A 12226-nucleotide genomic window follows, 5' to 3' on the forward strand; every position below is an offset into this window, starting at 1 on the left:
CGGTGGGTGGCGGTTGCAGGCAGGACAGGACCCGTAGAGGAGACGACCGGAATGGACGCTGGGCTCAAGCGTGAGCTGGAGGACAAGGTTCGCTCCGGCGAGCGGCTGACCCGTGAGGACGGCATCGCCCTCTACGAGTCCGACGACCTGGCCTGGCTGGGCGGACTCGCCCACGAGGTGCGGACGCGCAAGAACGGCGACGTCGTCCACTTCAACGTCAACCGCCACCTCAACATGACGAACGTGTGCACCGCCTCGTGCGCCTACTGCTCGTTCCAGCGCAAGCCGGGCGAGAAGGACGCGTACACGATGCGCATCGAGGAGGCCGTCCGCCTGGCCAAGGCCATGGAGAACGACAACCTCACCGAGCTGCACATCGTCAACGGCCTGCACCCGAGCCTGCCGTGGCGGTACTACCCGCGCTCGCTCTCCGCGCTGAAGGAGGCGCTGCCGAACGTCTCGCTGAAGGCGTTCACGGCGACCGAGATCCACCACTTCGAGACGATCTCCGGCATGTCGGCCTCCGACATCCTGGACGAGCTGATCGAGGCCGGTCTGGAGTCGCTCACGGGCGGCGGCGCGGAGATCTTCGACTGGGAGGTCCGCCAGCACATCGTCGACCACAGGACCCACTGGGAGGACTGGTCGCGCATCCACCGGCTGGCGCACTCCAAGGGCCTCAAGACCCCGTCGACCATGCTCTACGGGCACATCGAGGAGCCGCGCCACCGCGTGGACCACGTACTGCGGCTGCGCGAGCTCCAGGACGAGACCGGCGGCTTCCAGGTCTTCATCCCGCTGCGCTACCAGCACGACTTCGTGGACATGCAGGACGGCAAGGTCCGCAACAAGCTCCAGGCCCGTACGACGATGGCGACGGGCGCGGAGGCCCTCAAGACCTTCGCCGTCTCCCGTCTCCTCTTCGACAACGTGCCGCACGTCAAGGTCTTCTGGGTCATGCACGGCGTGCAGACCGCCCAGCTGGCGCTCCAGCACGGCGCGGACGACATGGACGGCTCGGTCGTCGAGTACAAGATCACGCACGACGCGGACAACTACGGCACGCCGAACAAGCTCGGCCGTGACGATCTGCTGGAGCTGATCCGCGAGGCCGGCTTCCGCCCGGTCGAGCGCAACACGCGCTACGAGATCATCCGCGAGTACCCCGGCCCGGACGCGGCCCTGCGCGAGACCCCGCAGGCGATGCGCGTCTGACGCCGCCGACTCGGTGAAAGGCCCTGGTCCCACGAGGACCGGGGCCTTTTTCGTTGCCCACCAGGGCTGGTAATAGATATTCTCCGCTCATGACCCTTACCTTCACCTTCGAGCCGACGGTCGACCGGGCGCTGCGCGACGGCCTCGTACAGCTGTGGACCGACGTCTCCAACGCGGGTGGGGCGGTCGGCTTCGTCCCGCCGGTCACCGCGGACGACATCCGTCCCGAGCTGGTCAAGCACCTCGTGGCCATGGCCGAGGAGCGCAACCGGCTCGTCGTCGGGCAGGACGCGCAGGGGCGGGTGCGGGCGGCCGCGTTCCTCGCGCACAACGGCCACGCGCTGCAGCGGCACTGGGCCTGGGTCTACACCGTCATGGTCAGCCCCGAGCTCCAGGGGCGCGGCGCGGGGCGGGCGCTGATGGAGGCCGTCGCCGACGCGGCGCGCTCCCTGGGCGGCCTCGACGCGCTGCGGCTCGGCTGCCGCGGGGGCCACGGGCTGGAGCACTTCTACGCGGCCTGCGGCTACAAGGAGGTCGGCCGCGTCCCGGGCGCCATCCGGGTGGCCCCGGGCGACGACCGCGACGACATCACGATGCTCCTGCCGCTGCACTGACCCCGGCGGGTTTGTCCGGAGTCGCGTCGTGCTTCACTGGACGGGCACGCAGTCGACCGAGTGCGCCGTACCGACGAGAGAGAAGGGGTCACCGTGTCCCTCAAGCCGAGCGCGACGATCCGCTACACCGCGATGCGGCTTGGCATCTTCGTCGGATGCCTCGTCCTGGTCGCCGTCCTGGTCAATGTGGGCTGGGTGCCCGCCGGCCTCGGCGACGCCAACCCCGCCTGGGTGGTGCTGCTCGCCCTCGTGATCTCCGCGCCGCTCTCCTTCGTACTGCTGCGCAAGCAGCGCGACGAGATGTCCGCGCAGATCTCCGGACGCGTCGCGGGCGCCAAGGAGAAGCTCGCCGCGAACCGCTCCCAGGAGGACGCGGCCGACGACGCCGCCCGCGCCTGAGTTAGCTTCCTCACACACCGAACCGCCCCAGCGCACGGGAGTCTCCCGTGTGCTGGGGCGGTTCGGCGTTTCCGGGGGGTGGTGCTCCCTCTGACTCAAAGTGCACCTTTGAGATCCTCAAAGGGAAAGTGTTAGCGTGTTAAACATGTTGACCACAGTTGCGCACGAAATGACCGCGAGCGTCCCGCTCGTGGCGCGCCTGCACGTCGACCTCTGCCGCCGCGTGTCCGCGGCCTGTTGTGGCTGTCGCTGAGCCCACGCCGTTCTTCATCTCTTCCCCCCCTTCTTTGCGCATCACCCCCGGAGTGTGTCCGTGTCCGCGACCCCGCAGGCCCCCGCCAAGGCCTCTTTCAAGTTCCCGTTCTGGGCCCAGATCGTCACCGGTCTCGTGCTCGGCGTCCTGTTCGGCTGGCTCGCCCGCAGCCAGGACGTCAGTTGGCTCGCCAAGACCCTCGAGCAGGTCGGCGACATCTTCGTCCAGCTGCTGAAGCTGGCCGTGGCCCCGCTCGTCTTCTTCGCGATCCTGGTGTCGATCACCAACCTGCGGAAGGTGAACAACGCCGCCCGCCTCGCCTCGCGCACGCTGCTCTGGTTCATGATCACCTCGCTGATAGCCGTCGGCATCGGCCTCGCGATCGGCCTGCTGACCAACCCGGGCGCCGGCACCGGCCTCACCCCGCAGGACGGCAAGCTGCCCAAGCGCACCGGCTCCTGGCTCGACTTCCTGACCGGCATCGTGCCGACGGACGTCATCACGCCGTTCACCGAGCTGAACGTGCTCCAGATCGTCTTCATGGCCGCCGTCGCCGGTATCGCCGCCCTCCAGCTCGGTGACAAGGCCCAGCCGCTGCTCACCGTCGCCGAGTCCGTCCTGGAGCTCCTCCAGAAGGCCCTGTGGTGGGTCATCCGCCTCGCCCCGATCGGCACCGTCGGCCTCATCGGCACCGCGATCGCCTCGTACGGCTGGGAACTCATCGGCAAGTACGCGACCTTCACCGCGGACGTGTACGTCGGCTCCGCGCTCGTGATGTTCGGCGTCTACCCGCTGCTGCTGGCGACCGTCGCCAAGGTCAACCCGATCCAGTTCTTCAAGGGCGCCTGGCCCGCGATCCAGCTGGCCTTCGTCTCCCGCTCCTCGGTCGGCACGATGCCGGTCACCCAGAAGGTCACCGAGCGCCTCGGCGTCCCGAAGGAGTACGCCTCCTTCGCCGTCCCGTTCGGCGCGACGACGAAGATGGACGGCTGCGCCGCGATCTACCCGGCGCTCGCCGCGATCTTCATCGCCCAGATCTTCGACGTGCAGCTGACGATCACCGACTACCTGCTGATCGCCTTCGTCTCGGTGGTCGGCTCGGCCGCCACGGCCGGCCTGACGGGCGCCACGGTCATGCTGACCCTGACCCTCTCCACCCTGGGCCTGCCCCTGGAGGGCGTCGGCCTGCTGATGGCGATCGACCCGATCCTCGACATGATGCGCACCGCCACCAACGTCGCCGGCCAGGCGCTGGTCCCGGTCGTGGTCGCGGCCCGCGAGGGAATCCTGGACAAGAAGGCCTACGAGAGCGCCTCGTCCTCCCCGCTGGACGAGCGCACCCCGGTTCCCGTGGCCGCCTGACAGGCCCGGCCCCCGCAGCCCCCGCCCCCGTCCGGGCGGGGGCTGCGGTGCGTTCAGCCCAGGGTCTCGGCGCGGATGAAGGCCGTGAGGCCGAGGATCAGCGGCGGGGCCAGCCACCAGGGGCCCATCGTGCGGCGGACGGCCGGGATGACGGTGATGAGCAGGCCCAGCACGCTCAGGGACATCGCGATCAGGCACATCGCTCCGACACCCGCATAGCCCTGGTCGTCCCACTCGCCCTGCGGGCCCGCGTACAGAGCTGCGAACACGGCGATGGCGTTCAGGAGGTGGATCAGCCCGAGCGGTACGCCCAGGACCCACTGGAGGCAGCCCCGGTCCTCGGGCAGGTCGATGCTCTCGCGCCCGTACGTCATTGCATCGCCTTCTTCACGTTGCCGAGGTTGTTCCGGAAATCATCGCCGTAGTCCTGGGCCTTCTTCGACTCCCAGTACGGGCCGCCGTTGTACCGGGCGGCGATCTCCTGCATCTGCGCCTCGGTCAGCTGGTCCGCCGGTACGTTCGCGTACCCCGTCTCCTCCTTGATCTGCGCCAGGAACCCCGCAGCGATGAACGCGTTCTGCTTCGGGTCTTGGAGCGCGGACTTCACCACGTTGCGCTGCTGGTCGGTGAGGTGCTCCGGGTCGTAGCCCAGCACCTCCGCCCCGCGACGCAGCTGCACCGCGATCGGGCCGAAGGAGGTCTCGTCCGGCTTGCCGCCCGCCCGGTCCGGCAGGTTCTCCGCCGTGACGGGGCTCAGCCCCCACGGGGCGTCGGCGGCCTGCCGGAAGAAGTCCACGCCGTCGTCGAAGATGCCCGGTTGGCCGCCGACCTCCTTCCACGCGATGCCGGCCACCATCTCCTCCGGCAGCCCCGCCCGCTGCGCCGCCGCCCGCAGGATCTCCTTGTTGTTGCGGATCCACTCCGCCCGCCCCTCGTCCGACTGCGGCGGGTCCCAGTAGTTGTCGTCCGCCTCCGGCAGCCCCGCCACCCGCATCCGGATGTCGCGCAGCTCGGGGGAGACCGGCTCGCTCCCCACCGGCCCCGTCATGTCCTTCTTCGGGCCGCTGCCCGGCAGGTGCGTCAGGGGGTTCGCACGGGCCTCCGCCGCCTCGCGCCGGATGTCGGCCATCGCCGCGTACACGTCGACCCCGCCCGCGCCGCCGCCCTTGACCTTGAACTCCGGCAGCAGCTCGTACGCCTGCTTCAGCGCGTGCACGCACACGCCGCGCGCCTCCGCCTCGGCCGTCTTGGCCAGGTGGAAACTGCCGCCCGCGTCGTCGTGCAGCCGGTCCGCCTCCTCCCGGATGTCGTCCACGTCCATCGTCAGCTCGGCGAAGAAGTCCATGACCCCGGTGGTGGCCCGCATGTCCTCCCACTGGCACATCGGCTCCGCCTCCTGCGCCGTGCGCGTGATCGCGGTGCCCTTCGTACCGATCAGCGCCGCGAGCGCCCGCTCCGAGCGCTTGCCGTTCCCGTAGTGCGACTTGGCGGTCGTCAGGGCCGCCGCGTACGCGTGCAGCGCGCTCGCCGCCTTGTCGTACCCCTCGGCCATGTGCAGGACGAGCTGGCGCGCCTCCGAGAGCCGCGAGGTGTACGTGTGGCTGCCGTCGCTCTGCCACTGCGTACCGGTCTCGGCGCGCCGCGCGGGCTCCTCGACCTGCACCAGCAGATCGCGCAGCCGCTTGAACTCGGCGGCGTTGCGCTCCACCAGCGCCGGGTTGCACTCCTCCAGGAACTGGACGTCCTTGCGGTGGCTCAGACTCACTTCGACTCCGGCTTCACGTACTGGCCCCCGTCGAGGATGCCGTCGAGGAAGCTGCGGGCGGTGCCGTCGTCCACCTGCGCGAAGCTGGTCCCGGTGGTCTTGAGCTTGGTGGCCAGGGCGGCGAACAGGTTGATCGTGTCCTTGAACTGGTCGTCTGCGAAGCGGGCGAAGCGCAGGGCCTCCGCCGAGACGTCGGCGTGGGCGCGCGGGGCGCGCGCCATGGTGCTCGCGTCCCCGTCGGGCCGCCCCTCGTGGAGGAGCGCCGCGATCTCGATCAGCAGGTTGGCGTTGCCGTTGATGGACTGCGCCCCGGCGACGAGGCTGCCGGCGGGGCTCCCCGCCTCTGCGGGTACGTGGTTGAGGCGCATGGCGGGCGACGGCTGCTGCGCGAGGGCGGCGGCCTTGTGCTGGGCCCATTCCGCGTCGAACGACATGTGTCCCCTGGGTAGTTGATAACCGGACATGACCAGAATTGGCTGATCATGTTCATGAGAGACGTGGAAGAGGATCATACGGTTCCAGGCCTGCGGTTATAGTCGGCCGCTGTTGAGCAACCGACCTTGTACGGGGGCATGGTGACGGTACGGGAGATGCGCGGCGGGGCAGATGATCGGGCGGCGCAACGTGCTGCGCTACCTGGCGATCGGCGTCGGGGCCTCACTGGTCGCGGCGTGCGGGGGCAAGGCCCAGGACAGGAGCCCGGCCGCGGCCGGGCCGGGCGGGACTCCGACGGCCGGGAGCCCGACGGCCGCGGCCGGGACGGCCGCAGGCGCGACCTCGCCGACCCCGTCGGCGGCCTCCTCGGGCGTCGTCGCCCGGGCCTTCGACGCGTTCATCAAGGGCGACTGGAACCTGGAGTCGACCACGCCGAACGGCGAGACCGTGAAGGGGAAGGCCACCGTCAACGCGGACGGCGGCGGAAACTCCGGCTGGACCATCACCTGGACCAGCGGCCCCGCCCCGGTCACCTGGAACGGAGGCTGGCTGCTGCGCGGCGGCCACCTGGTCCTCGACGTGTACGAGGCCCCGAAGGGCGCGAGCCGGCTGACCGGAGGCGAAGCCCTCACCGTCCCCAAGGAGGTCGCCGAGAACGCCTCGTTCACGTTCCCCTGGAAGCCCCCGGGCCACAAGGACACCAGCGACGGACAGGTGCTGAAGGTGACCTACAAGAACAACGTCGTACGGATCGTCCACAGCGAGGGCGGGCACAGCGAATCGGTGCACGTCTGCACCCGCGCCTGAAGTCCGCCGTCAGACACCGGACGCGTGGGCGACGAACCCGGCCCACGCGTCGGGCCCGACCGTCAGGTGGGCACGCTGGACGTCCTTGGAGTCCCGCACGAGGACGGCGTCGGGGGTGTTGGCCACCTCGACGCAGTCGTTGATGTCACTGCTGTCGCTGTAGCTGCTCTTGAACCACTCCAGCTCGGCCATGTGGATCACGTCTCTCCCAGCAGTTTCTCGATGAAGGCTCGTGACTCCCGGGGCGAGAGAGCCTGGGCCCGGATCATGCCATAGCGCAGATCAAGGATCTGCAACTGCTTGTGTTCAGAGACCGGACGGCCGTTGAAGATTCCCTCGGAGCGCCCCACTGCCGTTCCGTCGCCGAACTTCAGCACCTGGATGCGGCCTCCCATTCCAGCGTGGTCCTCGCAGATGGTCGGCATCACCTGGATCGTGACGTTCCGCAAGCCGGCCAACTCCAACAGCCGTTCGAGTTGGCCGCGCAAAACCATTGTGCCCCCGATGGTGCGTCGCAGGGTCACCTCTTCCTGGACGAAACTGAGGGCGGGCCCAGGCGACCGCTCGAAGATCGACTGTCGGGCCAGCCGTGCGGCTACTCCACTCTCCACCTGCTCTGGCGTCTGTGGGGGCTGAGCCATCTCGAAGAGCGCCCGGGCGTAGTCCTCGGTCTGCAACAGGCCATGGATGTTGTGGTTGTTGTAGGTGGCGATCTCGACGGCCTTGGCCTCTCGCTGCTTCAGGTCGCGAATCCTCTTCGGGTAGCGGACCTGCTCCAGATCGACCTTCATGGCGGCGATCTTGCCTCCGGCCCGCAGGACCTCATCGGCCCTGTCGAGGTACTCGGGGCGCGGGATCCGCTTTCCGGCCTCGACCTTGCGGACCTGGTCCTCGCCGTACCGGATGGCCGCTCCGAACTCGGCGGCCCGCATTCCGGCCTCCTCCCGCCAGACCTTGAGCTGGCGGCCCAGCGCGGCCACCACCGCCACGCCCTGTTCGTCCTCCGGGTCGACGTCCCAGCCGGGTTCTTCCGTACCGTCACTGCTGTCCACGCCCATGCGCGCCCACCTCCGACGAGCCGATGTCCTCAGCGCCCCGTACCCGCCACCCCGGTCCGGACAGCCATGACAGCACTGGACAAGCGCCGGACAAACGCGGGACGTACAAGCGATGTCGCTTCCCACGGTACGCACGCGCGGCCACGCTGAGTGACGTGATTCCTCAACTCGTCGACTTCCACGTCCAGCTGTCCGCGACCCCGCGCGGTGCACGGCTCGGACGCATGCTCGCCATCGAACAACTCCGCGCCTGGGGGCTTCCTTTGGAGGGTCCGGGTCAGATCATCGCCGAGCTCTCCGCCAACGCGATCACCCACGGGCGCGTCCCCGGAAGGGACTTCAAACTCACCCTCACCGTCACCCCCGAGGTGCTGCTGATCGAGGTGACGGACACCCGGGGCGACCGCATCCCGGAGATCCGCGACACGGGGCGGGGCCTGGTCCTCGTCGAAGCGCTGGCGGCGCGTTGGGGCGTAAGGGAAGGGCCGGTCCCGTCGAAGGTGGTGTGGGCGGAGGTCCCGCTCGATGCCGCGTCGCGATTCGCCGCGATCCGGCGTGCTTAGACGCATAAAGAGCCAAAGAACCGGGGGAAAGAACCAACCGACCCAACCCCACCCGCCCGCGTCGCTCGGTCGGGTGAACCGTGCCAACTGAGCTGGATTTAGGGTCGGTTGACGGGCATATGCTCGCCCCGACAACCGCAGACATGAGACGGCCCCCGACGGGACTGGCATCCCGGCCGAGGGCCTGACCAACCAGGAAGTAAGCGGCTTCCCAATGGCTCTTGAGCACCCTAGCGCGCCCACGCGCACCTCGCCGGAACTTCACCCGGGGACCCCCCGATCCGGTGTCATCCACGTCAACACGCCGCACGCGGGTCGCTTCACCGTGGTCGGCAACCACCTCCTCCAGCACCGCGAGCTGTCGGCGACGGCGATCGGGGTGGCGGCGTACATCCAGTCGCTCCCGGCCGGCGCCCCGGTCGGCATCAGGGCCCTGGTCGCCCGCTTCCCGGAGGGCGAGATGCGCATGAGCGCCGCCCTCCGCGAGCTGGAACGCCACGGCTACCTGGAGCGGCGGCGCGAGCGGCTGGAGACCGGGCGGGTGGTGACCCGGACGTACTCGTACAACAAGCCGCTGAGCGGCCCGGACGAGCCTCCGCCCCCGGACCGAGAGCCCGTACCGGACCGCGAGCCCGTGCCGGCCCCGGACCCGCAGCCCGAGCCGCAGGGGAGCGCCGACCCCGCGCCGTCGCCGGCACCCGATCCCGCGCCGCGCCCCGTACACCCCGGCGCGACCGATCTGCTCGCCGGCCTGCGCCGCCGCGACCCCCGCCTCCTCCTGGCCGAACGCGACGTACAGCGCCTCGCACCCGCCGTATCGGCCTGGCTGGACCGGGGCGCGGACCCCGAGGCGGTCGCACTGGCCCTGACCACGAACCTCCCGGAACCCCTGCGCAGCCCCGCCTCCGTACTCGCGTACCGCCTGAAGGCGCTCCTCCCACCCCGCCTGCCACAGCCCCCGGCCCCGAGGCCGATCAACCGCCCGGACCCCTTCCAGACCTGCGACGGCTGCGACCGAGCCTTCCGCTCCCCCCACCCCGGCCGCTGCCGCGACTGCCCGCTCCCTCCCCTCGCGGGCGTGGCGGCCTAGGTGGTGTGGACGCGGAGGCCCTTCGCGCCTCCCTGGACAAGGAGTTGGCCCGCTTCGGCGAGCACGGCATCGAGGCGGCCATGGCCCTGGTCGTGTTCGACGCCTCCGGCCGATCCGGCGCTCGCGGCGACTCCGAACCCGCCCCGCCCGCTCACCTCCGTACGGCGGTCACGACCGGTTCCCTGATCCGCCGGACGTGTCCGGGTCCTCGTCGTGGGTGAGGTGTGCCGTCAGGACGGTGGGGTTCGGCGGGACGGCGAAGTAGGAGGCGTTCGTGACGTAGACGGTCTTGTCGTGCAGGGCCACGGCGGTGGGGTTGGAGAGTCCGTCCGGTGCGGTGAGGGCGGTGTCGTGGGTGCCGTCCGGGCGAATGTGGGCGATCGTGCTGTCCGTGATCAGTGCGGCGAGGACCGTGTCGTCCTTCCCGGTGAAGGCGAAGTCGTCGATCCCGTCGAGTCCGGTCGCCCTGGTCTCGATCGAGCCGGCGGTGCCGTCGCGGCGGACGGGGATGCGCAGCAGCGTCCAGCGGTCGGTGTTGGACACCCACACGGCGTCGCCGTGGAGCTTGATGCCGTTGGCGCCTGCCTCGTAGCCCACGCTCTCGCCGAGCGGCTGGAGCACGGACCCCGCGGCCCAGATCGTGGCCGTGCCGCCCTTCAAGGGGACGCGCCAGACGAGTCCGCGTGCCGAGTCGGCCACGTAGAACACGCCGCGCTTCTCGTCGAGGGCGAGGCCGTTGGGGAGCGAGTCGGCCGGGAGCTGCGCGATCTGGACGGCCGTGCCGCCGTGGGGTCCGATGCGCCAGATGCCGGTCTCGCTCGTTCCGGTGGCGTAGTTGACGTAGAGGGTGCCGTCCTTGGCGCGCACGATCCCCGTCACCACGGCCGCGCCGATGCCCGGGGTGTTCGGGTCCGGTACGGAGGGCAGGACCGAGAGGAGCCGGTGGGTCCCGTGTCCGTCGACGCGGACGACCTGCCGGGCGTGGGCGAGGGTCACGTTCGCGGAGCCGTCCGGTTCGAGGGCGATGTTCTCCGGGGTCTCACCGGCGTCGAAGTTGAAGTTCGCGAGGGCGCGCGGATCGGACAGGGTCGGCTCTCCGGCCGACGCGGCGGCGGGGACGAGCAGGGTGAAGGCGGCGGCGACGACCGTGGCGGTGGTGGCCAGGCGTGAGAGTCGGAACATGGGCCTCTCCTTGGGCGGCGCTGGGTGCCGGGGAACGCGGCACAAGGAAGAGGTGATGCTGCGTCGGTGCGAAGTGGCGGCAGCCACGGCCGGGGGATCGCCTGCACGGGCCACGAGGTGGGGCCGGTCGGCCGCCTCCGCCGAGGCGGTCTCAGCCGGGGCCGAGGGTGAGCGGGTGGTCGGGCGCGAGCTCCTTCGCGATCCGTTCGGCCACCGTGGAGGCGGAGTTGCCCTCGGGGGAGGAGGGGCCCTTGGTCACGGATACCGCGATGGACAGGTCCTGCGCCGGGAGGTACGCCGAGACGGCCGCGTAGCCGGAGAAGGAAGGATTCGTCGCGATCCAGTCGTGCAGGACCAGGACGCCGAAGCCGAAGTGGAGCGCCTCGGTGTTCTTGCGGCAGTACGGGGCCGGGCACTGCTTGGTCGGGGTGCCCAGGCCGACCGTGCCGGGGTTCAGCTGGGTGCGGAAGGCCTCCTTCGACAGCAGGGCTCCCGTACCGATGCCGCGGGCCGAGGTGGCCAGGTCGCAGATGTCCCCGGTGAGGACCGCGCCCGGGGCGGTGGTCCAGGAGGGGTTCCAGTAGCTCGACTCCTCGTACGTACCGCGCTCCGAGGTGAAGGCGTGCAGGGCCGGGACCGGGATCTCGGGGGTCGCGGAGTTCCTCGTCTCGCGCAGGCCGAGCGGGCCGATCACGAGGTCCTGGAGCACCTGGTCGAGCGGCTTTCCGGTGATCTTCGCGAGGGCGGCGCCGAGCAGCTGGAAGTTCTCGTGGGAGTAGCTGAAGCTCGTGCCCGGCTCGTACCAGAGCGGGTGGCGGCTGGTGATGGCGAGGGTTTGCGCGGGGGTCCACTCGCGGAACGGCTTGGCCTCGATCTCCTTGAGGAACACCGGGTCGGTGACGTAGTCGTGGATGCCCGAGGTGGAACTGCCCAGCATGCGCAGGGTGATCTCGTCGGCGTGGGGGACGTCCGGCAGCCACTTCGAGATGGGGTCGTCGAGGCCGACCTGGCCCTCGTCGACGAGGGTGAGCAGGGCCGTGGCCATGTAGACGATGCCGACCGAGCCGGTGCGCAAGTGCATGGCGGGGTCGGCGGGGACTCCGGTCATCGAGGTGCCGAGCGCTCCGGTGACGACGTCCGTCTTGCCCGAGGTCACGCGGAGGAGGACCGACTTCAGCCCGAACTCCCGCTGTGCGGTGCGCGCGATGTCGAGGACGCGGGCCGCCGGGCCCGAAGCGGCTTCGGGCTTGGGGGAAACGACACACGTGCGCGCGGGCTCCGCGGCGGCCGCGGCCGGAGCGCTCCCCGGCCCGAGCGGCAGGATCGCGGCGACCAGAGCGGCAGCGCAGACGCACGCCGTTCGAGTACGCGTCACGTTCCTCAGTATGAGTGCGGTACGCGCATCCGGCGCGACGGCGACCAGGTCGGCCGGCCGACAGCCCGGCCGGGCCGGCTGACCGGGCCGGCCCGGTCAGCCGGCCCG

Annotated in this window: 14 protein-coding genes; 7 read left to right on the forward strand and 7 right to left on the reverse strand. The window is 70.3% G+C overall.

Features of this window, described 5'->3' with window-relative positions:
- Positions 1-51: 51 nt before the first annotated feature.
- The 4 genes from mqnE to ACFYZS_RS15855 all read left to right on the forward strand — a co-directional run bounded on the left by mqnE (position 52) and on the right by ACFYZS_RS15855 (position 3843).
- Positions 52-1215, forward strand: coding sequence for an aminofutalosine synthase MqnE (mqnE, locus tag ACFYZS_RS15840; protein ID WP_134072213.1), 1164 nt, complete (start codon positions 52-54; stop codon positions 1213-1215).
- An 89-nt stretch (positions 1216-1304) separates the two neighbouring features.
- A complete protein-coding gene (locus ACFYZS_RS15845) occupies positions 1305-1829 on the forward strand; it encodes a GNAT family N-acetyltransferase (RefSeq protein ID WP_389011968.1) in 525 nt (174 codons plus the stop codon).
- A gap of 132 nt (positions 1830-1961) precedes the next feature.
- Positions 1962-2228, forward strand: coding sequence for a DUF4229 domain-containing protein (locus ACFYZS_RS15850; RefSeq protein WP_051696588.1), 267 nt, complete (start codon positions 1962-1964; stop codon positions 2226-2228).
- 307 nt (positions 2229-2535) lie between these two features.
- On the forward strand, positions 2536-3843 hold the full coding sequence (locus ACFYZS_RS15855) for a dicarboxylate/amino acid:cation symporter (RefSeq protein ID WP_389011970.1): 1308 nt from the start codon (positions 2536-2538) through the stop codon (positions 3841-3843).
- Positions 3844-3896: 53 nt separating this feature from the next.
- On the opposite strand, the gene ACFYZS_RS15860 is transcribed toward ACFYZS_RS15855, so the two are convergent.
- Genes ACFYZS_RS15860 through ACFYZS_RS15870 form a run of 3 tightly spaced genes read right to left on the reverse strand, consistent with a single transcriptional unit; the run spans position 3897 to position 6042 of the window.
- Positions 3897-4217, reverse strand: coding sequence for a hypothetical protein (locus ACFYZS_RS15860; protein ID WP_389011973.1), 321 nt, complete (start codon positions 4215-4217; stop codon positions 3897-3899).
- On the reverse strand, positions 4214-5608 hold the full coding sequence (locus ACFYZS_RS15865; protein WP_389011976.1) for a hypothetical protein: 1395 nt from the start codon (positions 5606-5608) through the stop codon (positions 4214-4216). The genes ACFYZS_RS15860 and ACFYZS_RS15865 overlap by 4 nt, the downstream gene beginning before the upstream one ends.
- Entirely contained in the window at positions 5605-6042 is a 438-nt protein-coding gene (locus tag ACFYZS_RS15870) for a hypothetical protein (protein ID WP_389011984.1), read from the reverse strand. Before ACFYZS_RS15870 ends, ACFYZS_RS15865 begins: the two co-directional genes overlap by 4 nt.
- A gap of 172 nt (positions 6043-6214) precedes the next feature.
- Here ACFYZS_RS15870 and ACFYZS_RS15875 point away from each other — a divergent pair, with 172 nt between their 5' ends.
- Positions 6215-6850, forward strand: coding sequence for a hypothetical protein (locus tag ACFYZS_RS15875; RefSeq protein ID WP_389011987.1), 636 nt, complete (start codon positions 6215-6217; stop codon positions 6848-6850).
- Positions 6851-6859: 9 nt separating this feature from the next.
- Here ACFYZS_RS15875 and ACFYZS_RS15880 read toward each other — a convergent pair whose 3' ends face one another.
- Together ACFYZS_RS15880 and ACFYZS_RS15885 are read right to left on the reverse strand one after the other, a co-directional pair.
- Positions 6860-7042, reverse strand: coding sequence for a DUF397 domain-containing protein (locus ACFYZS_RS15880; RefSeq protein ID WP_389012665.1), 183 nt, complete (start codon positions 7040-7042; stop codon positions 6860-6862).
- 5 nt (positions 7043-7047) lie between these two features.
- The gene (locus ACFYZS_RS15885) at positions 7048-7908 is read right to left on the reverse strand and encodes a helix-turn-helix domain-containing protein (protein ID WP_389011990.1); all 861 of its coding nucleotides are present in this window, start codon (positions 7906-7908) and stop codon (positions 7048-7050) included.
- Between the two features lie 146 nt (positions 7909-8054).
- On the opposite strand from ACFYZS_RS15885, the gene ACFYZS_RS15890 reads away from it, so the two are divergent.
- Complete coding sequence (locus ACFYZS_RS15890; RefSeq protein WP_389012668.1) at positions 8055-8471, forward strand: ATP-binding protein; 417 nt, start codon at positions 8055-8057, stop codon at positions 8469-8471.
- Positions 8472-8796: 325 nt separating this feature from the next.
- The gene (locus ACFYZS_RS15895) at positions 8797-9561 is read left to right on the forward strand and encodes a helix-turn-helix domain-containing protein (RefSeq protein ID WP_389011993.1); all 765 of its coding nucleotides are present in this window, start codon (positions 8797-8799) and stop codon (positions 9559-9561) included.
- A gap of 168 nt (positions 9562-9729) precedes the next feature.
- On the opposite strand, the gene ACFYZS_RS15900 is transcribed toward ACFYZS_RS15895, so the two are convergent.
- Together ACFYZS_RS15900 and ACFYZS_RS15905 are read right to left on the reverse strand one after the other, a co-directional pair.
- Entirely contained in the window at positions 9730-10743 is a 1014-nt protein-coding gene (locus tag ACFYZS_RS15900; protein ID WP_389011995.1) for an SMP-30/gluconolactonase/LRE family protein, read from the reverse strand.
- 151 nt (positions 10744-10894) lie between these two features.
- Positions 10895-12118 carry a serine hydrolase domain-containing protein gene (locus ACFYZS_RS15905; protein ID WP_389011998.1) on the reverse strand — a complete coding sequence of 408 codons (1224 nt, stop codon included), beginning with the start codon at positions 12116-12118 and terminating at the stop codon, positions 10895-10897.
- Positions 12119-12226 lie beyond the last annotated feature (108 nt).

This window comes from Streptomyces sp. NPDC001903 (assembly GCF_042891345.1).
Classification (GTDB): Bacteria; Actinomycetota; Actinomycetes; order Streptomycetales; family Streptomycetaceae; genus Streptomyces.

Bases quoted from the DNA above. Each gene is read 5' to 3' on its own strand.
- mqnE (WP_134072213.1), top strand. From the start codon at position 52: ATGGACGCTGGGCTCAAGCGTGAGCTGGAGGACAAGGTTCGCTCCGGC.
- ACFYZS_RS15845 (WP_389011968.1), top strand. From the start codon at position 1,305: ATGACCCTTACCTTCACCTTCGAGCCGACGGTCGACCGGGCGCTGCGC.
- ACFYZS_RS15850 (WP_051696588.1), top strand. From the start codon at position 1,962: ATGCGGCTTGGCATCTTCGTCGGATGCCTCGTCCTGGTCGCCGTCCTG.
- ACFYZS_RS15860 (WP_389011973.1), bottom strand. From the start codon at position 4,217: ATGACGTACGGGCGCGAGAGCATCGACCTGCCCGAGGACCGGGGCTGC.
- ACFYZS_RS15870 (WP_389011984.1), bottom strand. From the start codon at position 6,042: ATGTCGTTCGACGCGGAATGGGCCCAGCACAAGGCCGCCGCCCTCGCG.
- ACFYZS_RS15875 (WP_389011987.1), top strand. From the start codon at position 6,215: ATGATCGGGCGGCGCAACGTGCTGCGCTACCTGGCGATCGGCGTCGGG.
- ACFYZS_RS15880 (WP_389012665.1), bottom strand. From the start codon at position 7,042: ATGGCCGAGCTGGAGTGGTTCAAGAGCAGCTACAGCGACAGCAGTGAC.
- ACFYZS_RS15885 (WP_389011990.1), bottom strand. From the start codon at position 7,908: ATGGGCGTGGACAGCAGTGACGGTACGGAAGAACCCGGCTGGGACGTC.
- ACFYZS_RS15900 (WP_389011995.1), bottom strand. From the start codon at position 10,743: ATGTTCCGACTCTCACGCCTGGCCACCACCGCCACGGTCGTCGCCGCC.